Source organism: Kitasatospora sp. NPDC094016, from assembly GCF_040304045.1.
Taxonomy (GTDB): Bacteria; Actinomycetota; Actinomycetes; order Streptomycetales; family Streptomycetaceae; genus Kitasatospora.
On the sequence record NZ_JBEOUK010000034.1, the window covers coordinates 28,655 to 48,802 of the forward strand.

20 protein-coding genes and 2 pseudogenes are annotated in these 20,148 nt (G+C 70.8%); 8 read left to right on the top strand and 14 right to left on the bottom strand.

The annotated features are described in order from the left end of the window. The 12 genes and pseudogenes from ABT015_RS26825 to ABT015_RS26880 form a co-directional block, all read right to left on the bottom strand. Positions 1-876: pseudogene (locus ABT015_RS26825) on the bottom strand (hypothetical protein); the annotation flags it as partial. A gap of 132 nt (positions 877-1,008) precedes the next feature. After that, the gene (locus ABT015_RS26830; RefSeq protein WP_350883368.1) at positions 1,009-1,575 is read right to left on the bottom strand and encodes a hypothetical protein; all 567 of its coding nucleotides are present in this window, start codon (positions 1,573-1,575) and stop codon (positions 1,009-1,011) included. Positions 1,576-1,711: 136 nt separating this feature from the next. After that, entirely contained in the window at positions 1,712-1,861 is a 150-nt protein-coding gene (locus tag ABT015_RS26835; RefSeq protein WP_350883370.1) for a hypothetical protein, read from the bottom strand. A gap of 182 nt (positions 1,862-2,043) precedes the next feature. Then, entirely contained in the window at positions 2,044-3,711 is a 1,668-nt protein-coding gene (locus ABT015_RS26840; protein ID WP_350883372.1) for a coiled-coil domain-containing protein, read from the bottom strand. Between the two features lie 133 nt (positions 3,712-3,844). Next, entirely contained in the window at positions 3,845-4,444 is a 600-nt protein-coding gene (locus ABT015_RS26845; protein ID WP_350883374.1) for a hypothetical protein, read from the bottom strand. A 43-nt stretch (positions 4,445-4,487) separates the two neighbouring features. Next, positions 4,488-5,084: a hypothetical protein gene (locus tag ABT015_RS26850; RefSeq protein ID WP_350883376.1), complete on the bottom strand. Its 597-nt coding sequence runs from the start codon at positions 5,082-5,084 to the stop codon at positions 4,488-4,490. Positions 5,085-5,196: 112 nt separating this feature from the next. Then, a complete protein-coding gene (locus tag ABT015_RS26855; RefSeq protein ID WP_350883378.1) occupies positions 5,197-5,451 on the bottom strand; it encodes a hypothetical protein in 255 nt (84 codons plus the stop codon). 305 nt (positions 5,452-5,756) lie between these two features. Continuing rightward, the gene (locus ABT015_RS26860; protein WP_350883380.1) at positions 5,757-5,897 is read right to left on the bottom strand and encodes a hypothetical protein; all 141 of its coding nucleotides are present in this window, start codon (positions 5,895-5,897) and stop codon (positions 5,757-5,759) included. 5 nt (positions 5,898-5,902) lie between these two features. Further along, the gene (locus ABT015_RS26865; protein WP_350883382.1) at positions 5,903-6,319 is read right to left on the bottom strand and encodes a hypothetical protein; all 417 of its coding nucleotides are present in this window, start codon (positions 6,317-6,319) and stop codon (positions 5,903-5,905) included. 165 nt (positions 6,320-6,484) lie between these two features. Beyond that, positions 6,485-6,679 (bottom strand): hypothetical protein, encoded by a 195-nt coding sequence (locus ABT015_RS26870; RefSeq protein ID WP_350883385.1) that lies wholly within the window; start codon positions 6,677-6,679, stop codon positions 6,485-6,487. After that, on the bottom strand, positions 6,679-7,089 hold the full coding sequence (locus ABT015_RS26875; protein WP_350883387.1) for a hypothetical protein: 411 nt from the start codon (positions 7,087-7,089) through the stop codon (positions 6,679-6,681). The genes ABT015_RS26870 and ABT015_RS26875 overlap by 1 nt, the downstream gene beginning before the upstream one ends. 121 nt (positions 7,090-7,210) lie before the next feature. Further along, a complete protein-coding gene (locus ABT015_RS26880) occupies positions 7,211-7,768 on the bottom strand; it encodes a hypothetical protein (protein ID WP_350883389.1) in 558 nt (185 codons plus the stop codon). Positions 7,769-8,197: 429 nt separating this feature from the next. Here ABT015_RS26880 and ABT015_RS26885 point away from each other — a divergent pair, with 429 nt between their 5' ends. The 6 genes and pseudogenes from ABT015_RS26885 to ABT015_RS26910 all read left to right on the top strand — a co-directional run. Beyond that, positions 8,198-8,944: a GntR family transcriptional regulator gene (locus ABT015_RS26885; protein ID WP_350883391.1), complete on the top strand. Its 747-nt coding sequence runs from the start codon at positions 8,198-8,200 to the stop codon at positions 8,942-8,944. 252 nt (positions 8,945-9,196) lie between these two features. Continuing rightward, positions 9,197-10,243: an AAA family ATPase gene (locus ABT015_RS26890; RefSeq protein WP_350883393.1), complete on the top strand. Its 1,047-nt coding sequence runs from the start codon at positions 9,197-9,199 to the stop codon at positions 10,241-10,243. Between the two features lie 74 nt (positions 10,244-10,317). Further along, positions 10,318-11,457 carry an HAD family hydrolase gene (locus ABT015_RS26895; RefSeq protein ID WP_350883395.1) on the top strand — a complete coding sequence of 380 codons (1,140 nt, stop codon included), beginning with the start codon at positions 10,318-10,320 and terminating at the stop codon, positions 11,455-11,457. After that, the gene (locus ABT015_RS26900; RefSeq protein ID WP_350883397.1) at positions 11,454-12,305 is read left to right on the top strand and encodes an NAD(P)-dependent oxidoreductase; all 852 of its coding nucleotides are present in this window, start codon (positions 11,454-11,456) and stop codon (positions 12,303-12,305) included. Before ABT015_RS26895 ends, ABT015_RS26900 begins: the two co-directional genes overlap by 4 nt. Before the next feature lie 1,206 nt (positions 12,306-13,511). Next, on the top strand, positions 13,512-14,747 hold the full coding sequence (locus ABT015_RS26905) for a hypothetical protein (RefSeq protein ID WP_350883399.1): 1,236 nt from the start codon (positions 13,512-13,514) through the stop codon (positions 14,745-14,747). Continuing rightward, a pseudogene (locus ABT015_RS26910) lies at positions 14,747-15,157 on the top strand (DciA family protein); the annotation flags it as partial. The gene ABT015_RS26905 and the pseudogene ABT015_RS26910, both read left to right, overlap by 1 nt. Positions 15,158-15,379: 222 nt before the next feature. Here ABT015_RS26910 and ABT015_RS26915 read toward each other — a convergent pair. Both ABT015_RS26915 and ABT015_RS26920 read right to left on the bottom strand, forming a co-directional pair. Next, positions 15,380-16,924: an HNH endonuclease gene (locus ABT015_RS26915; protein WP_350883401.1), complete on the bottom strand. Its 1,545-nt coding sequence runs from the start codon at positions 16,922-16,924 to the stop codon at positions 15,380-15,382. A gap of 383 nt (positions 16,925-17,307) precedes the next feature. Beyond that, positions 17,308-17,970: a hypothetical protein gene (locus ABT015_RS26920; protein WP_350883403.1), complete on the bottom strand. Its 663-nt coding sequence runs from the start codon at positions 17,968-17,970 to the stop codon at positions 17,308-17,310. An 876-nt stretch (positions 17,971-18,846) separates the two neighbouring features. Here ABT015_RS26920 and ABT015_RS26925 point away from each other — a divergent pair. Together ABT015_RS26925 and ABT015_RS26930 are read left to right on the top strand one after the other, a co-directional pair. Next, positions 18,847-19,695, top strand: a complete 849-nt coding sequence (locus ABT015_RS26925; protein ID WP_350883405.1) for a GIY-YIG nuclease family protein — start codon at positions 18,847-18,849, stop codon at positions 19,693-19,695. Positions 19,696-19,815: 120 nt separating this feature from the next. Beyond that, the gene (locus tag ABT015_RS26930; protein WP_350883407.1) at positions 19,816-19,980 is read left to right on the top strand and encodes a hypothetical protein; all 165 of its coding nucleotides are present in this window, start codon (positions 19,816-19,818) and stop codon (positions 19,978-19,980) included. Positions 19,981-20,148 lie beyond the last annotated feature (168 nt).

A 20,148-nucleotide genomic window follows, 5' to 3' on the forward strand; every position in this document is an offset into this window, starting at 1 on the left:
GTCCGTCGCCTTGGTGTCGGAGCTGCGGTGGTCGTTGTTGTTGCGGTTGTCCCGGGTCGATTTGGAGCCGTTGTCGCTCTTCGCCGACTTGCTGTCCGTCGCCTTGGTGTCGGAGCTGCGGTGGTCGTTGTTGTTGCGGTTGTCCCGGGTCGATTTGGAGCCGTTGTCGCTCTTCGCCGACTTGCTGTCCGCCGACTTGCTGTCGGTGGAGTCGGTGTGCCGGCGGTCGCGGTTGGCGTGGTTCTTCGCGTCGTTGGTGTGGGTCCGCTTGTCGTCGCGGTGGTCGCGTCCCTGATGCTGGTGGGTCTTGTTGTTGAGGTCGGCGGTCTTGGCATCGCGCTGGGTCTTGCTGTGGCTGGAGTTGTCGTTCTTGGCGAGCCGGTCGGTCTTGTTGGTGCTGGTCGTGTTGCTGGAGTTCCCGGAGACGCGGTTCTCGCTGATCGAGTGTTGCTGGCGGATGGTGGTCGCCGTGCCGGTGCGGCCCAGGCGGGCGGCCAACGCCCGGAGCAGAGCGCTCACGGGGCCTTCGCCGGGGTTGCCGGAGGGGTCCTTCCTGCCGTTGGCGTCGGCCCTGCCGTCCGTGCCGCCGGTGTCCTTGGCGGGGTCGCCGGCCTGGGCGCGGTCGGCGGTGGTTCCGAGGACGGGGCGGGCGGGCTGGACGGGCGTCAGGATCTGAGTGAGGGCGCTGTGGCGGCCGTTCTCGGTGGGCCCGGACGGTGCCTCTGCGGGGTGTGCGGCGCCGTCCTCGGGCGCCGGCGGGGCGGGCGGCGCGGGCGGTCCCACGACCGGCTCGGGAGCGGGCCCGGGGGGCATCGGGGGGACCGCCGGCGGGGTCGAGGGCGGGGGCGGGATGTCGGTCGCGGGAGTCGCGGTCACCACATTTTCCTCACTGTTAGTGACCTCCCTCCCTCCTCCCTCCCGATCGGAGAATGCTCTCCTGCGGCGTCTGATCTGCCGGGAGGAGGTATTCCCGAGGGAGGGAGGAGGGAGGGAGGAGGTCACGGAGCGTTATGACTTGGCGAAACGCTTCTTGGCCCAGCCGAACGCCACAAGAACGCCGGCGCCGCCGAGGACGACGAGTCCGGTCCCGGACGCGGAGGCGTCGTCACCGGCGCTGGAGGCCACCTTCTGGGCGGTATTGACCATGCCCGGGGAGGTGTCGGGGAACGCCTTGCCGCAGTCGGCGATCGCGTTGTAGCCGACGGCCTTGGCGACGCACGCCTGGACCGCCTCACGGCGGGCCTTCTGCGCGTCGGTCTCAACGCTGCTGGTCTTGGCCGTCTCGGCCGCCAGCGAGGCCTCCTGCTTCTGCCGCTCCAGGTCGACCTTGGATGCGTCCAGCGCGATCTGCGCCTTGCGAACGTCGGCGTCGGCCTCGGCGGAGGCGTACTGCGACCAGGCGACCATCCCGGTAGCGACCAGGACGACCGCCCCGCAGGCCACGCCGGCCTTGGCGCGCGGGGACAGGCGGGCATTGGGGGCGTAGGCGCCGTGCAGCGGCGGCGTCTGCTTCCAGGACGGGATGCTGCTGATGTCGTAGGCGGGGTCGTTGTAGACCGAATCACGCTCGGCCATGGGCGTGCTCCTTCTCTGTTCGGTGGTGCTCGGCGCCGGGGCCGGACGCCTTCGCCGACCGCCGGAAACACCCCAGGTCCAGGGGCGTGCCGGCGGCTGGCCGAGAGGCCCGGATCGGTGGACTGGGGCCGGTCGGTCAGCGGCGGCGCAGCCGGGGGTGGCACCACCAGCAGGTGGGGCCGTGGTCGCGCTCGCGGGCGTGGACCAGCAGCAGGGGGGTGGTCACGGCCGCGATGACGACCAGGACGACCAGGACGAGGCCGATCAGGTACAGCAGGACGCTCATCGAAGGACTCCTCATGCGGGCGGCGGACAGCCGCCTGACCTGCGGTGTTGTGGGTGTTCTCGGCGATCCGGGCCCGTACGGGGTCTTCGGATCGCTACGGTGGTGCTCGGCGCTTCGGCGCCTTCGGCGGTCACCAGGGCGATTGCTGCGCCCTGGTGACCACCGGAGAGGCCGACCCTGCGTCAGGCCGCCTCGTCGTCGGCCTGGACGTCGTCGTGCTTGGTCTCCTCGGAGACCGGCATCTCGTCCTCCAGCGCGGAGGTGATGACCTCGTTCTCGAAATCGGTGTCGTTCGCGAGGCGCTTCTTCGCGGACCGCACGCGGTCTCCGACCCACGTCTCGCCCTTGCCGTAGCGCTCGCCGATCGCCTGCTGGTCGATCTGCGAGCCCTCCAGCATCAGCCGCGCGACCTCGCGCTCGGCCTGCTCGCGAAGCTGCGAGCGCAGTTCGCGAGGGACCGTCCCGCCGTTCTGCGAGGCGATTTCCGAGGGGACACGCGAGGAGCCGTTGCGGGAAGCGCGAGTGGTCTGCGAGGCGAGTCGCTGCTGCCGCGAGGCAGCCCGCTCCTCCGCCTTGCGGCGCTTCTCCGCAGCCTCGGCGGCCTCCTTCGCCAGACGCGCCTGCTCGGCCGCCTGCTGCTGCCTGACCTGCTCGTTCGCCAGCAGGATCTTCGCCTTCGCCTCACCCTCGGCCTTGATCCGCAGCGCCTCGCGCTCGGTTTCCGAGCGCCGCCGGGCCTCCTCGTCTTCCCGGGTCTGACGCAGCTTCTCCGCCTCAGTTTCCTGCTCGCGGCGGGCCCGCGCGTCCTCGTTTTCCTGGGCGATCCGGGCCTGCTCGGCCTCGCGAAGCGTCCTCGCGTTCTCCAGCTCGCGCTGCTCGCGGATGCGCTCGATTTCCGCCTCACGTTCGCGCTGGAGCTTCTCGGCCTCGTTCTTCGCTCGGGTTTCCTCCAGCTCCTTCTCGCGAAGCAGCTGCTGCGCCTCGAACTCGCGGGCCTCGCGAAGCTTGCGGTCCTCGCGTTCCGCCTTCTCGGCCTCCAGTCGGCCCTGCTCGCGCAGCCGCTCGATCTCCGCCTTCGAGGCACGCTCCGCCTGCTCGGCCATCGACGCGACCCGCTCGCGTTCGCGCCGGTCCTCTTGCTCGACCCGCTGCGCGTCGACTACGGCCTGCTCGGCCTTCTCGCGCTCGGCCCGCGTCCGCTCCTCGCGGTCCTTCTTGGCCGCCTGCTCCTGGTCCTCGTAGGCCTGGATGACCGCACGCAGCGCCTCCAGACGCTTGGACAGGTAGGAGCGGTAGCCGGAGGACGCCTCCGCCAGGGTGATCAGCAAGAGTGGCGCGACCGAGTGGAGCAGCAGGCCGCCGGCGTCCGGCTTGGTGGGGATGAAGGCGAAGACCCCGTCGGGGTAGAGCGAGGTCCAGGAGTTCATGAGCCAGGTGGACAGGCCGGCGAACCAGCGCAGCACGAACGGCCAGCCCTTGGCGCGATCGCCGCCCTGTTCGGTCAGCACGCCGTCCACGTACAGGACGGTCAGCAGCGCCAAGCTGGCCAGCGGGTCGAGCATCCAGGCAATCCAGCCGGGGACGTCGTGCGACATCGCGAACAGCGTGACGTTCACGCAGGTGAAGACCAGGGCGCCGCCGCCGATGGCCATCAGCGCCTTGGTGATCAGGGCGCTGAGGCGCTCCAGCTTCTCCAGTGCCTTCTTGGCCGCCAGGTACTCCTGGCGGGTAACGACGTGCCGCACCGCCCTGACCGGGGCGGTGGGCGTCGGGGTGGGGCGGTGCGGGGCCGGCGAGGGGCGCGCGGGGCCGGGCGGGGCCGCCGTCGGCGGCAAGTCGATGGTCGTCACAGGGGCCTCCGGAAGGCTCGGTTCAGGTGGGTCCGAAACGGCGGCCGGTGCTCCCGAAACGCGGGTCCGCGCTTCCGAAACCGGCCGCCGCTGGGGCGAAGAAGGGGCGGCCGGGCCCGAAACGCGGACTCGGTCAGGCGCGGGTGGCGGCCTTCCCGGCGTCGGCGGTCCCGGCCGGGATCGCCCGGCAGACGGCGGCGTGCTCGTTGGCCCACCGGCGGCCGTCTTCCATCCGCCAGGCGCCGTCGGCCTCGCCGCCACACGTCAGGCACTGGTAGCCGTAGATGCGGGCGTCGTCGATGCGGTCCTCGTCCGGCCGGGAGATCAGCGCGACCAGGCCGCCGCCCAAGGTGCGGAACTGCAGCACCGTGTGCTCCGGCAGCTCCGGCTCGGCCGGCTGGCCGGCGCGGGCCTGCTCCAGCTCGGCGCGCAGCTCGGCGATCGCCGCGTCGCGGGCGGCGAGCTGCGCACTCGCGTCCTTCACGACGAGGTTGCACACGCTCTTGGTCCGGGCCTCGCTGGCCATCGCCTCGTCGGCGAGCCGCTGCGCGGCCTCGAGCTCGTCCCGCACGGCGGCCGGGTCGTTGCCCGTGTCCGGCCGTTCCTGGCCGGTCTCGCGCCGCTGCTCCAGGAGCGTCTCCAGCTGGTGGGTGGTGTCGGTGAGGGCGGTCTCGGCCTGGGCGGCGCGCTGGCGCAGCGCGTCGAGCTTGCGGGTGGTGGTGATGGTCAGCACGGGGGAGCTCCTCGTTCGGTTGGTGGTCGTGGCTGGCGTCTGGTCAGGCGCGGGTGGCGGCGCTCTGGACGACGGCGAGGGCGAACTCCAGCTCCTCGGCCCAGCCGCTCAGCGCGTCGGGCCCGCCGCCGGCCTCCACCGCCGCACGGCGGCTGGTGAGCGGGGCGAGCGTCGCCTGCGCGGCGCGGTGCACCTCGTCCGGGTAGACGAAGTCCGCCTGCAGCTCGGTGAGCAGCTCGCGGGCGGCGAAGTCGATCCGGGTCGCCCGCAGGCACAGCGCCTGCGGGTCGAGGGTGCTCTCGGCCGCGTCGGTGCGCAGCACCGTGGCGACGGCGCGCAGCCGGGTCGCCTCGGCGAGGTCCTCGACCAGGACGAGGATGCCGGCGCGGCCGCGGGCCGCTTCCAGGTCCTCGTGCAGGTCGGCGATCCGGGCCGCGCGGGTGTGCTGGCTGGGGCGCTGGGCGTCGTCGTGCGCGTGGTCGGCCTCGGTGACGGCGGCCTCGCGGGCCTTGCGGGCGGCGCGCCAGGCGAAACGGCGAGCCGGGTCGTCCAGCCAGCGGCCCAGCTCCACCAGCTGCGTCAGCGGGTCCGGGGTGTGCTCCGCGCCGAGGTTCGAGGCCATCCAGTTCGGCTTGCTCACGGGGGTCCTCCTATATAGGGGAGAGAGGCGGGTGCGTCGGGCACCGTCGAACACCGCCGCGCCCGGCCCGGCGTGCGGGGCGGGCGCGGCGGCGAACGACAGCAACCGGCGGTCAGGCCGCGGCGGCGAGGCGCCGCAGCGCCTCGACCTGGTCCGGGTGGGCGGCCTCGTACAGGGCGTGCCGCTGCTCCAGGAGCGCGCCGCCGGTGGCCGGCTGCTCCAGGACCGGGTCGGCCCAGGCGGCGACGTCGCGGGCGTCGAGCTCGTCCGTGTATGCGACGTACTCGGCCTGGTCGGCCTCCTCGTACGCGGCGTGCATCGCGGCCAGGTCGGCCTGCCGGGCGTCGTACTCCTCGGTCGTCCTCACGGGCGTGGTCCTCTCTGCTGGGCGCCGCCGGACACGGCCGGCGACGCAAGGGGGGGGCGGCTACTTCGAGGCCGGCTGCGCGGGCGCGGGCGGCTGCGGCGTGCGGGCCGGGGCGGCCTCGTCCGGACGGCGGTGGACCGTGCGGGCAGTTGCCTGCCGCGAGATCCGCAGCATCAGGTCCGTGTCGTACGTGCTGTCGGGGGGCGCTCACCTGCGGCCGTCCTTCGGGGTGGTCGGCGGGACCGGCTTGGGGACGGGGGTGCCACCGCCGGCGTAGGAGCGGCAGACCACGGGGTCGGTGATGGTCACTGGGCGCTTCCCTGGGCGGCGGCCTGCTGCTGGCGCAACTGCTCGGCGAGCTGCCGCTCAGCGGCGTGCTGGGCTTCGAGGCGGGCGAGCTGCTCTTGGATCTGGCGCTGGAGGTCGGCTGCGGCCTGGTCGGTCATGGGGGTCACCCGGCCAGGAGGAGGGTGTGGAGGGTGGCGATCGTGGAGGCGGCGGTCGGGAGGGGCCGCGGCTGGGCGGGGACGGTCCGGTCGGCGACCTCCTCGACCTCCTCGAGGAGGTCGGGCGACTCGGCACGAGGGCGGGTGCGGGGAAGTCCGGCCGGCCACTCGCGAACTCGGACGGCGCGGACGCGGCGGACGGCGTGGTCGAGGAGGACGAGGAGGCCGTCGAGGCCGCGGTGGTCGGTGGGGTAGTGGCCGGCGGCGACGGCGGCCCACACGTCCTGGGTGACGTCCTCGTCGAGCTGGGCGGCACCGGGGCCGATCTCGGCGAGGCGCTCGGCCGCAGCCGCGAGGAGCCGGCAGGAGTAGCGGGTGTAGAGGTCGAGGGTGGTGTCCTCGTGGGGGATGATGGGGTCCACGGTCGTGGTTCCTTCCGTAGTGGGTGGGTGACGCGACCGGTCGGGCCTCCGGGGTTGCAGCCTCGGGGGCCTTCTTGCTGCTCTGGCTGTACGAGCAGCCACGGCCGCCGCCCACCCCGGCGGGTCGGGGTGGGCGGCGGCCGTGGTCGTTCGTGCTGCTGGTGGTCAGTCGGATCGGCGCTCGGACCACGTCTCCTCGAACTCGGGAGCCAGGCCGAGGTACTGCCCGATGAGGTATCCGGGGACAGCGTCCGCGCACTCGTGCCATGACGGCCGGCTCCGGTCCGACGGGACGCGGGCCACACCCTGCTCCACGCCGTCGCTGGTACGGGCCAGGTAGGCGATCAGATGGATTCGCATCAGGCCGCCGCGCGCTGCGGGCGGGGGCACTCGGCGGCGCCGCGGCGCGGGCGGGGGAGCGCCCGGCGGCCGGCGCCGCCCACCGCGATGGTGGCGGGCTCGGCGACGTCGACCGGGTCGACGGCGGTGTCGAGCCGACCCGCCAGGCGCACCTCCGGCCGGCAGCGGAGGCGGTTCACCAGCAGGTCCGCGTTGCGGTCCAAGAGGTCCAGGACCTCCGTGTAGGAGAGGGTGTGGGTGGCGGTGAACTCCGTCGCGTGCAGCCACAGGTCGCCGCACAGGTCCTCGACCGTGTCCACGCCGGCGTCCAGGCCAGCCTCGCCCAGCAGCTCGTGCACAAGCTCGCGCAGGCCGGTCGAGTACCAGGTGTAGGCCTCGGCCAGCAGTTCGGCGGCGGGGGTGTCGGGCATCGCGGTCTCCTCGGGGGTGGTCTCGCTGGGCGGGTTGCTGTGCGGAGCAAGGCCACGGCCGCCGCCCACCCCGTCGTGCGTGGGGTGGGCGGCGGCCGTGGTCGTTCGTGCTGATGCTGGGTCAGGCGGCGGTGGGGTGCAGCGTCGTCCTCGGGGCCTCGATGCCGCGGATCGGCCCGATGGCACCGACCAGCGGCTTGGCCCGCAGGTCGTCGGTCTCCTTGACGACCTGCACCACCTTCTTCCACTGCGCCGTACGCTGCTGGGCCTGCTTCTTGAGCTGAGCGGCCGTGGGCTCGTCGGTCTCCGGCCGGGGCGTGGCCATCAGGTGCACCGGGCCGGGCTGGGCGGGCAACGGCTTGTAGTGCTGGGTGGCCGCGCGGCGTGTCTCGGCCGGCAGGGCGTCGAGCTGCTGGCGCCGACGGCGGGCCAGCCACCGCTCCGGGGTGATGTCGGCCTGGACCTGCCGGTTGCCGCCGGGGCAGCGCTCCCCGGTGTCGCGGCCGTGCTGGACCACCCTCAGGTCGGTCGTGCCGGCGACGCGGTGCCAGCTGTGGCAGTCCCGGCACACGATGGAGAGCTGGACGCCGGGCAGCATGTCGATGTCCGCTGGGTTGAGCCTGCTGAGCTGGAGCGGCTCGCGACCGTAGGTGCGGCGGGAACGGGTACGGGTCGACATCGGGTCCTCCCGGGAGGGTCGAGGGGGAGAGGGGCGAGAGGCTGCTGCTCTCTCCACCCGCCAGGCCCGACCGATGGCCGGTGTCCTGGCGGACAGGCAGCGCAGCACGCTGCTCAAAGATGGTTCTGGGGGTGCCCGATATGAGGTGCAGCCGTCCGGCGCTTGGGGGAGCTAGAGCATCAACCCCTGGACCTCGCCACCGCCCGAAGGCGGCTGACGGCCGCTGTTTTGCAGTCACAGACCCGTAGTCCTAGGACTACGGGCCGTTTCCGTCGCGGACCGTAACCGGCCCGATGCAATCGAAGATAGGGGCTCACCTCCTCAGGTGTCAAGATGGTTTGGATATGTCGTGACGGGCGTCAAGATAGTGACGCTCGCTGCTTGACGCGATAGCCTGTAGCCCGGCAGCCGCTCGATAGGAGACTGAACTTGAACGCCAGCACCATCGCGGCCGAGATTCGGGAAGGGATTTCGGCTGGGCGCTACCGCCACGGGACGCGCCTCCCCGCCGTACGCAAATTGGCTGATGAACGCGGCGTGAGTCAGCAGACCGTCGCGGCGGCCTACGCGCAGCTAGCGGCCCTAGGCCTGGTCCGCACCGAGGCCGGCAGCGGCACTGTCGTCACCGCTGGTCGGACCGCCGAAGCCCACCTCGGAACGTTCGGCCCCCCTGACTTGAGCGTGCCGATCTGGAAGCCGGCATCCGGTGGTGAAGCCAACGAGGCCACCACCCTTGTCCGTCAACTGCCCGCACCTCCGCATATGGCTGCGTGGGGGATCGTTGACACCGATGTCGTGGAGCGCACGCGGGTCCGCTCGGTAGATGGTGTTCCGGTCCAACACAAACTGACCATCGTGCCCTACGAGCTGGCCTCTCGTCGGCCTGAGGGCCACGAAGGCGTCCCGCCTCTGCTGGCCCCGGTTGGTGCCACTCGCATGTCCCCCCCTGCCGGAGTTCGTTTCGCTGACTGGCTCGGCTGGACCGTGCTGCGCACTGACACCGTGATCTCTGCCGAGCCCATGGATCAGGCCGCGGCAGCAGCGCTCGGTGTGGCAGAGGGAACCCCGGGCTTCCGCATCCTGAGCATTGCTCGCGATCCACAGGAGTCCACGGTCTTTGTGACGGTCAGCACCACGCCCCTGCACCATTTGCTGACACTGAGCATTGCTGGCTGACCCCAGGAAGCCACGCTGCGGCGGAGAATGCTGGTCGAGGTTCCTTCCCACATCGTTGGCCTGGACCATCTCCTCCGCCGCGTTTCGTCCATCAGTACGCATTGGCTGTCCTCCCGGTTCGGCTGTCTGTGGGGACCAATCACAGCCGAACCGGAGCTGACAAAGAATCACTTAGAGCTACAGCACTTTCTCAACCCGGTTCAACATCCAGCTACACATGGATTTCGACGGGCCGCCCATAGGCTCCGAAGCATGGCGACGACAGAAGTGGTGGGGGAGATGGCGAAGAAGACTGAGCACCCCGGCTGGAAGCCGTACAAGCTGCGTGAGCAGCGGGAGGCCCACGGCCTGACTCAGGAGCAGGCCGGCGAGGAACTGCGCAAGGTCGCGGAGCGGGCCCGGCTCAGGGGTGTGCCGGCGGGGAACCCGCAGACTATCTCCCAGCATGAGTTGGGTGAGGTGTATCCGGGGCCGCACTACCGGCGGGCGTACGCGTTGCTCTACCGCGCGACCGACGTTCAGTTGGGCTTCCGTGACCCGTTGCCGGGGGAGCCGGCGGCAGCGTTCTCGCTGACTCCGATGGAGCACAAGCACAACGGTGGCCATGTCCTCGCGGTGGAGCGGGCGCTGACGCACATGACTCCCGGCACGGCCGGCATCGACGCGGTGGCCTTCCAGCAGCGGGTGATGGACGCGTGGAAGCGTCGGCACACGGGGGGTGACTCGAACTCGCCGACGCTCGTGCTGGTCGGCGGATACGCCGGGACCGGGAAGACGGAGCTCGCGCGGTTCCTGTCCGAGCTGACCGGGTGGCCGCTGCTGGACAAGGATCCGATGTCGCGGGCGCTGGTGGAGGCGCTGCTGGTGGAGCTGGGCTCGGAGCCGAACGACAGGCACTCGGACCTGTACCGGACGAGGGTGCGGCCGTTGGAGTACGAGTGCCTGTTGAAGGCCGCGTACGCCAACATCGACTGCGGGATCAGCACGGTGTTGACCGCTCCGTTCATCACCGAGATGGTCGATGAGGCGTGGATGCGGCGGCTGGAGAACCGGTGCGCGGCGCGCAGGGTGACAGTCGCTCCCGTCTGGGTGCAGTGCGACGCCGACTCTATGCGGGAGTACATCGGTCAGCGGTCGGCCGCGCGGGACACCTGGAAGCTCCAGAACTGGCCCGACTACATGGCGAGCCTCGACATGGAGCTGCGCCCGGTCGTGCCGCACCTGGTCGTGGACAACCGGTACGGGACCGCGGTCTCCCTCGCAGACCGGGCGCGTCTGGCGCTGGGGATGGTGGGCTAGTGGGCACCCAGGTCAGGGCGGGCGTCCTTCTGTACGGGCCGCCAGCGTCCGGGAAGGACACGATCACCAGGGCCTTGAGCAACATCGACCCGGCGTTCTCCCTGTTCTCGCGGGTGAAGGTCGGCCCGGGCCGGTCAGCTGGCTACCGGATGGGCAACCTCAAGCTGCTCGAGGAGCTGCGGGCGTCGGGCGCGGTCGTGTACGAGAACGTCCGCTACGACAGTGTGTACGTGACGGATCGTCCCGGCCTGGACGAGGCGTTCGCGCACGGCGTGCCGGTGATGCACCTGGGGCAGGTCGACGGGGTGCGGGCGGTGCTCGACCGCTACCCCGCCCAGTGGCTGACCGTCCTACTGTGGTGTCCTCGGGAGATCACCGAGTCGCGATCGACCGGCCGGGCCGATGCGGACACTCCGGCACGGCTGGCCGCATGGGACGCGACCCGGGCCGACCTCGACGCCAACCCCGACTTCAGCTTCGACCTGACCATCCGCACCGACGAGGTCGGGCACGAGGCCGCCGCCGCGCAGATCCGCCAGGCACTCACCGCACCGCGCGCCGACGGCGACCTGGTGCTGATCGACTTCGACGACACGCTGGTCGACCGGCTCGCCGCCGTGACGACCTGGGTGGCCGACTACTGCTCGGGCCATGGCCTGGGCCCGAAGGCCGAGCAGCGGATGCTCGAGGCGATGCGAATCCGGGCAGACCTGGACGTGATCGAGGGCCTGTGCACCGAGCTCGGCCTCCCGGAGTCGGCCAACGAGCTCTGGTCACGGTATGAGCCGGAGCTCGCCTCGTCGGTACAGCCGTTCCCCGGCGTGACCGACGCCCTGACCGCCGTACGGGAGGCTGGCCACCAGGTTGTCGTCGTCACCAACGGCGGCGCCCGGATCCAGAGCGCCAAGCTCAGCGCCTCCGGCATCACCGACGTGGTCGACGCCGCCTGCATCTCCGGAGCGATCGGCGTCCGGAAACCGGAGCTCGGGATCTTCGAGGCCGCAGCCGCCAGCGTCGGTCGGCACCTCGGGCAGGGCGGGTGGATGATCGGCGACAACGCCGACCTTGACGTCGTCGGCGGCCGGAACGCCGGACTGCGCACCATCTGGATCTCGCACGGCAGGAAGTGGCCGGGGCCGGACGGCGCCAAGCCCGACTCCATCGCGCAGGACGCCGTCGAGGCCCTCGCCCACATCGCGGGAGGTGCGCGGTGACGACGGCTCAGCCCGTTCTCGCGGTGCTGCACCCGGGCAGCATGGGCGCGGCCGTCGCGGCCTGCGCGGCATCGACGGGTGCCCGGGTGCTGTGGTGCGCGTCCGGGCGTAGCGCCGCGACCGTGCGGCGGGCCACGCAGGTCGGGCTGGAGCCGGTGGCCGAGCTGGCCGAGCTGCTCGAAATGGCCGAGGTCGTGCTGAGCCTGTGCCCGCCGGCGGCTGCCGAGGACGTCGCCCGCGACGTCGCCGAGCGCGGGTTCACCGGCGTCTACGTCGAGGGGAACGCGATCAGCCCGGAACGGTCGCAGCGGATCGCCAACCTGGTGGGTCGCAGCGCCCGGGCTGTGGTCGACGGCTCGGTGATCGGATCCCCGCCAATCAGCGGCAAGCAGACCAAGTTGTTCCTGTCTGGACCGTCCGATGCCACCACTCTGATGGCGGCACTGTTCACCGGAACTGCGGTGTCGACACCGGTGCTCGGCGAGGAGATCGGCCAGGCGTCCGCGTTGAAGATCTCCTACACCGCCTACCAGAAGGCCTCCAGGGTGCTCGCCGCTCTCTCGTACGGCCTAGCGGAGCACCACGGCGTCGGCCAGGCGCTGCTGGACGTGGCGGGCAAGCGGGTCGGCAGCTACCTGACCGAGACCGACTACATCGCCAAAACGGCGGCGCGGGCGTGGAGGTGGGCGCCGGAGCTGGAGGAGGCCGCCGACGCTCTGCGCGAGGCCGGCTTGCCGGACGAGGTTCTGCGTGCTGTTGCCGAGACGCTTCAGCGTTGGACGGATGCGAAGGACAACGGCGAGATCTCAGTCGAGGGCGCCCTCACGATCCTGCGGGAGTCCAAGTGAGCTGGGATTTGTCGGACCGTCTGGCCGTTGTCCCGTCAGATCGACACGGCGTGCTGGCGGCTACGCTCAGCGTTATCCACAGGGGTAAGCTTTGCCATGCAGTGATCAAAAAGCTTTGCCGTCCGGGCCTTGGACAAGCCCGGACGGCATCAAGGTGGATCGGCGCCCCTGGCCGGGGGCCCGTCCTGGTCAACCACGCGGAAGGTGGTGACGTGATGAAGGGTACCCGTAGTGGCGCCCCCTCATACGCGCGGCACCCCGCCGTGGAGTCGACCGGGAAGTCCCGGGTCTCGCTCCGGCGGGGTGCCGTCGTCGTGTGTGTGGCCGGCCACGGCGGCCCCCAAGGTGGGGGTGTTCCGTGACCTAGCCCTCGTCTGCGGCGCCTGACCTTGCAAGAGGCCCAGCTCCGCCAGCCGCTCCCTGGGACTTTCCACCCCAGATCACCGCGGCCGCCTGCTCCACCTCGCTCGCTGGCTTCCAACCGTTGAGCGGGGCTTGCTGGAGATCGGACTTTCCACCCGACCACCAGCGGTACTACCTGGTTCACCAGAACCGAGCACGACCCCCGAAAGGGACGCACGTCGCACGACCCCCCGAGAGGGGACGCACCACCCGGCCTCCTGGCAGAGGCCGTCTTGCACGACCGGCCCCTTTCCAAGGGCCAACCGCATTTCCGCAGTCGGGGCCTTTCCAGGGGCCTCGGCTGCACCCAACCCGCAACACAGGTCCCGGGAGAACTGGAGGTCGCCGATCGGTTTTCGCCCCCGCGAGGGGGCTTCTGTCCACACCCGCATGGGGTGCTTCTTGTCGGCACCCCTCAGGGGACGCCGTGGTGTCCCCTACACGTCCGTAGGGAGCTTTTCCATTTTGCCGCAGCTCACAGGCCCTTTCCAGTCCCACCGTGTCCCCACCACGAGCGGCGTCGCCTCGGGTTTCAGTTCGCGCGAGGTCCCTGGAGGCCGGAGGAGAACTCTCCTGCCCGCCCCTGCCTTGGGTTCTGTCGGGAGACCAGTTAGCGGACCGGTTGTCGGAAGTGCAGCACACTTCGATACGAGTGTGGCACACATCACACGTTCGGGTGAGGGTGTCGGGGGTGCCGTGGACGGCCGCCCGGGTGCAGTTCCGGCCGCGCCGGCCGTTCCCGGCCAGCGGTCCGCGGGGTGGCAGTCCAAGATCCCTTCGGACCTGTCCGCTCGGATGCGGGCGTTGGTGGTCGAGGGCGCGGGGATGGATCGGTACCGGGAAGGTGGATCTGACGGCGGCTCTGGTGCTGGTCGGGACACGCACCGGGTCACCAGTGCGATCGCCTTCTCCTTCGCCCGTGCCGGGGCCGACCTGCTGGCGCTGCGGGATATCCTGCTGGCCTCTCCCGCGCCCGGTGGTGCCCTGCTGCGGGACCTGTCCCGGGCGAAGGGCTACGACCACGCCGCGAAGTACCTGGACGGGGTGTGGCGGCGTGCGGTTCGTGTGACGGGTGAGTCCGCGCCGATTCGGGAACGGCGGGATGCGATGGCTGCCCTGGCGGAGCGTCGGATCATGGTAGAGACGTTCCCCTGGGACAGGCAGGCCGGGCAGACGGACCGGGCGAACCTTCTGCACCGGCTGGAGCTGTGCGAACGGGCCGGCGGGTTCGACCATGAGGTGTCGCAGCGTCAGCTGGCGCTGGGTATCGGGGTCGGGGAATCGACGGTGAAACGCTCGGACCTGCGGCTGGAGGAAGCCGGGTGGCTGTGGCGTGCCGAGAAGGGGGGTGCCGGGAAGTCCTCGAAGTGGGTGCTGGGCAAGCCCCGCAAGCGGTCGGCTGACGTTGTGTCGCCGGTTGACCCCAACCGCCAGGTAGGGCACGAGGCCCCCGGGTACCTGGATGGGGTCAACCGGCGACACACCCCCACCACGACGGCTCCTCCCCCGTCCGGTTCCCCCGCTGAGCTGGACTTTCGGCTCCTCTCCGACCTGATGGCCCGAGACGCCTTCCGCGCACGCGGCTTGGGCAAGACCGCCGCCGAGATGGTTGCCGCGCTCGCGCTCAGGGACGGGCAGACCGCCGTGGAGCTCGCGGCCAGCACCCGTCGGCACCGCGCAACCGTCCACGCCCGCCTGGCCCCGCTGGTGGAGCACCGTCTCGTGGTGAAGGTCGGCGAGCTGTACTACCTGGCCGACGGTCTCCTGGACGCCCCTGCGAAGCGCGCCGAGGGCAGCCGGCTGCCGTCCTGGCGGCCCGTCGACCGCTGGGACGATCTGGCCTCTGACCTGGGTCTCTTCGGCTCCTCCTACCGACAGTGGTGCCTGTACGCCTTCGACCGGATCTCGGCGGACGAGGTGTACCGCCGGGTGCGCGAGCACGTCCGTCCGGCCCGGCCGGCCAACGAGCTCACCGAGCAGGACTGGGAGTTCATGAACTCCTGGAGCTCCGAGGGCGCCGACTGGGTGGTGAGTGCCTGATGAGCCAGCCCGTCAACGGAGGGGCCGACCTGGCCCGCACCGCCCTGCGAGCCGCTCGCAAAGCCGCAGCCAGATGCGGTGACACCCCGGCGAAGCGCCCCGCCTCCAGCCCTCGCCGCGCCGACCGGCACAGCCGCGAGGCCCGGGAGCCGCAGCCGATTGCGGACGTGTTCCTCGCCCTGGTCGCCGCCCACGGCTGGACCCTGGGCACCGCCGGCGGAGGACTGCGCGACCGCTGGCCCTCGATCGTGGGCCCAGACGCCGCCGCCCACTGGCACCTCGCCGGATACGACCCCACCACCCGCTGCCTGCGCATCACCGCCGACTCCCCGGCCTGGGCGGCCCAACTCCGCTTCCAGACCCGCCGCATCCTCACCGCGCTCGACCAACTGCGCCCCGGTACCGTCCGGGCCATCGACGTCCGCGTCGGCCCCGCCCCCGTCGCGCAGGACGACCAGGACCACGACCACCAGTCGGCCCGGCACGATGACCGGCCCTCCACGCCGGCCCGGCCCCTGCTCGCCGACCACGGCACCTACCAGGAGCTGCGCCGCCGGATGCGCGAGGACGCGGCCGCCCGCCAGACCGCGAGGGGGGAGGTCGCCGGCCCAAAGGCGCCCGGGCATCGGTTGCTACGGACTCGCTTGCACGATGCCGAGGCGTCCCTCCATGGCCTCGGCGTGCCGGGCACGGGCGACCTGCCGAAGCGATTCCTGCATGGCGTCCCGGCCTTGCCCCCGGGTCTTCAAGGCATGGCAGTTGGGGCACAGGGCGATCATGTTGGCGGGGTGGTCCTCTCCACCGTCGGCCAGTCCGGTGATGTGGTCGACTTCCACAATCGGATCCCCGTCGTCGGTCATCGCCCGGAATCCCGGGCTGAGGCAGGCCGGGTTCTCGCAGGAGTGCTCGGACCGGGCGACGACCAGCGCACGCGCGACAGGTGAGCGGACCGGGCGCAGGACAACGGCGGCGCGGCGGCGTCGGGAACGCCCGGTCTGGGCGTACTCCAACGCGGTGGTTTTCGCCCGGTAGTCACCAGCGCCCAGCAGGACGGCTGCAGGCCCGTACCGGCCCGCCGGCGGAGCCTCAGGGGGCGTCGGCAGCTGCGCCGGGACCGTTGGAGAAGGACCGCCGGGTTCCCCGTGCAGGGTCGGGCGTGACCCGGGACTCGGAGGGCGGGGGTATCCGAGGGTTCCCGCCTCGATCGGACCGAGGAGGTGACGCTGGATGCCTTCCACTGTACGGACGGCCCAGTCGATGGCGTCGTCGGCCACGGCCTCCGAGCCGTCCGGGTACCTGGCAACGGCGGGGACGGGGCAGTGGGCCCACACGCTGAACTGGCGCTCCGGATTCCACGACAGCTCGGTGCCGATGAGCTCGGCCGCGGACTGCACGTCCTTGCGCAGTGCCGCCATCACTTCCAACTGTGGCGCCGTCGGCCTGCCGTCGCGTGCCAGGTAGGCCGACACGCTCGGCTTCCCGGTGGTGCCGTTGTAGGCGTTCACGTGCATGGCGAAGCCGTTCGGCACCCAGACGGTGACGGACTGGGGGCTCGTCATGGTGCCGCCGTTCACGCGGGCGGCCACGGTCGCCAAGAACTCCCGACGCATGGCGATCCGTGCGACCTCAGCCTCGTGAACCGCTGCGGCCCGACCAGTGGCAACGGGGATGGCGAACGTGAACGGAGCGGAAGCCTGCTGATCGAGGGCGGAGGCCGGCTCCTCGGCCACCGGAGGAAGGGGTGCGAGAACGAACCGGCGCAATCCCTTCGCAACGTTCACCGCCCAGTCGACGGCCGCGCTGACGACCACTCCCTTGTTTCGGGAGGAACCGTTGAGATAGCGCCATCCCCGTATGTGCTCCGGGGCACGCGCTACCACCTCGTCAGGACCCCACTGAAGAGTGGCGCCGACCCTGCGGGCGATGGCATAGCCGTCGGCCTGCAGGACCGCCATCGCCGATCGCACCGCCTCACTGTCCCGCCCCGACGGAGTCAACCGGACAGTTACCACGGGAAGCTCAGCGTCGGTTGAGGAGACGATCAGGTCAGCAGCCCTACCGACGATGACCGCCTGTGTCTCGTCAGTGGTGGCACCTACCAGCCGTGCGGCCACGGCCCGCATGTAGTGCCCGAGCAGTTGCTGCCGCCGTCCCTCCGGGCTGTACGGACTGACCACGATGACCTTCCCCCTTGGCAGACCGTGCCATTCAACCTGCTATCCCTTGATGTACCAGCGCTCTACGACACGACGAAGAAGGGTGAGCTGAAGACCTCCGATGATGCGGTGCCAACCGCGGCCGCCGAGGCAGTTCCATCGAACTGATCACCCCCGTGCCCAAGTCCGACACTGTCATGCCACCTGATAGGAGGCTTGTCGGGCGGCGGCCTGGCCGCAGCCCAGATACTGGCCGCCCGCCGCCGCGAGCGCGAACTCCTCGGGAGTCGCTGATGGCCGCAACCACCGGAGCCGGCCTGGCCCGCACCGCCTCGCGCGCGGCCCGCCGAGCTGCTCACAGCGACGGAAGCGCCCCCGCCCACCGGGCCCGAACAGCTCGGCCGCTACGGGACCTTGGGACTGCACATCTTGCACAGCCGGTACTGTTCCCCGCCCCGAGGTCCGGTGTGCTCCCGGATCCACGCGGCGGCTTCCTCGATGGTAAGCACCCGCATGTTGGAACCCTGGTAGCCGTGGTGAGCGAAGTCCCGCAGCAGCCGTGTGTCACGCCCCACTGGGTCCCAGCCCCCGAGGTCGGCCAGGGAACCTGCATGTTGGGCTTCCTTACAGACGGAACGATGCAATGCGCGCCGTCCAGCAGCGTACGGGTACTCGTCAGGAACCTTGAGACGCTCCCGTTGAGCAACTGCGTCAGCCCGCAGCGCCTCGAAGGCGGGCTTGGCCTCGGCGCAGACTGCGCACCCCACTGGGCAGTCGGAACCCCAGGGCGCGCTGTTGACAGGCTCGTCGTCCATCCCGGGCATCGGCTCGTCGTAGGCGTTGCGAATTTGCTCGGCGAGGCGAAGGAGCTGCCCTTGGAGTTCCTCGACGGAGACGCTCCGCTGCGCGACCAGGTGCACCATCTCGATGACCGCGGGCAGTTCGACGGAGATGCCCCAGCCGACCTGCCCGCGTCGAGCCGGGTTGTAGTGCACACCCCAGGTGAACTGCACGTTCTCAACACGCTGGCTGCCGATGGGCAGGTTCGCAGAGCCGTCGATAGGCACGATCGCTACCTTGCTGTCGAGTCCAATGACCTGCGCAGCGTACCGGCGATGCAACATCCGGATTCCGGCCTCGTCGGATCTGGTCCCCTCGCATTGACCTCGGTCGCCTGTCCGGTCCGCAAGGCGGTGAGCGCCCAATGACCCACCCCACCAACACCGGGGCCGACCTGGCCCGCACCGCGCCGCCCGCCAAGCCGCCCGCACCGGCGGCAACGCCCCCGCCCAGCGCATCACCCGGCAGGCCACGGCCGCGGCGCGGCCCGCGCGAACCCGAGCCGATCGCCCACTGGCACCTCGCCGGCTACAACCCGACCACCCGCCGCCTGCGCGTGGTCGCCGACTCACCCGCCTGGGCCGCCCAGCTCCGCCCTGGCACCGTCCGGGCCATCGACGTCCGCGTCGGACCCGCCCCCCTGGTGCAGCACGACCAGCACCCCGACAACCGGCCTGCCCGGCCGCGACGATCGACCTGTCGCGCAGCCGACTCTGCCCCCGCTCGCCGACCACCACGCCTACCAGGAACTGCGCCGCCGGATGCACCCTGCGCCGGCACAACAACCGTCTGCGGAAACCCGAGAGCGCCCACCACCCGTCCGTCGACGACGAACAGGCCACGGCCGAGGCCGTCCACGCCCGGCAGTCCCTCGCACGCCACCGCGCTGCCCTCGCCGTCGCCCGCGTCTCCCGGGCCGGGGCGATCCCGTTGCGCACCGCCCGCCCGGCTCCGCAGCGGCGCGGCGCGGCGTGATCCGCAGCAGCGTCGCTCGTTCGGGGAAAGCCGGGACAACCATGTGGCGGTGGCGGCAGGGTGGCCGCGACCAACCCGTTCGCCGGCCCCAACCGGGCCACGCCGGATCAGCAGCGAGGTGGATGCGTGTGAACGAGCAGGACGTTGTGGAGACGACTCCATCAATAAAGCGGATCGTCTACGCGATCGGCAGCAGCGCCTCGACGCTGGTGAAAATCGGAATCACAAAGAATTTATCGCGGAGGTTGCTGCAAATTCGTACGATGTCCCCACTGCTCCTGTCGGTCATCTGGCAGCACGAGACGGAAGATCTACAGCTCGAGAACAAGCTCCACCGGCACTTCGCCGACCGTAGGAAGCACGGCGAATGGTTCGACTTCGGCGGTCTCACAGCAGACCAGGCCCTGGACGGTGCGGTCCTCCACCTGGAGGCCAGCCTGCCTGTGCAGCGATCCGATGAACCAGTGGAGCATCCTGAAGCACCGGGTCTCGACAACAATTCCCCGGACTGCAACTGCGGTCACTCTGTCCTGCGACACTCGGGGCCGAATGTCATAAACGACCCGCCGTACCTTTGCGCGGCAATCGTCGAATACGGATTCGACTGTATTTGCATGGGCTATGATCCGGAACCGATGACCATGGAAAAGTGGAGCCAAACCGGGATTTGGGCAGACTACGCGGTCTACCATCCGGCCTTCCGCCCCAAGGAAGTCCGGCTCGCCTCACCACTGCGTCCGGCGCTGGCCCGCCTCATGCCGGGTGATCCGAGCGCCCACCCCGAGGGCCGCACGCTCGTCTTGCGGGACGTCGGCCTCTACCTCACCGCTCTCAACCTGATCGAGGCCAACGGCTCGACAAGCGCACCCGAAGTCGTCGAAGCGATCGGCGGGCGTCTGCCCATCGAGGCCGTCCGAGCCGAGCTGGACGCCCTGCTTGAGCAGGACTTGCTGTGCCAGGTCCCGAACCCGGGCTGACGAGCGGCCGCACCGTCCTGGTCCGCGCTAAGCCGCACGCCGCCGGCCGGGCCTGTACGCGGCGCCGCCGTGTGACACGACCCCACCACTACGACCCGCACCTGGAAGTAGGGACCCCCGATGGACGCGAACAGCGGGCACGACGAGCGCTTCCCCGCCGTCCTGTACCGGTATGACATCGGCGAGCTGATGATGCCCGCCATCGCGCGCCCTGAATGGCTATTTCGTGATGGAAACAAACCGAGAACAAGTCACGAAAGCTTGCTCCGTCGGGTATTTTCGTGATGGTTAGACGGCTTGTTGCCATCACGTTTTTGAGGAGGATGTGGGACGTGGGGACAGCAGCAGCGGAACCGGCCTGCGAGGGGTGCGGCGCACCCCTCGGCAGGACGACTGAGGCGACGCGGGGACGGGGACGTCCGGCGCAGTACTGCAACGACGCGTGCCGGGCCC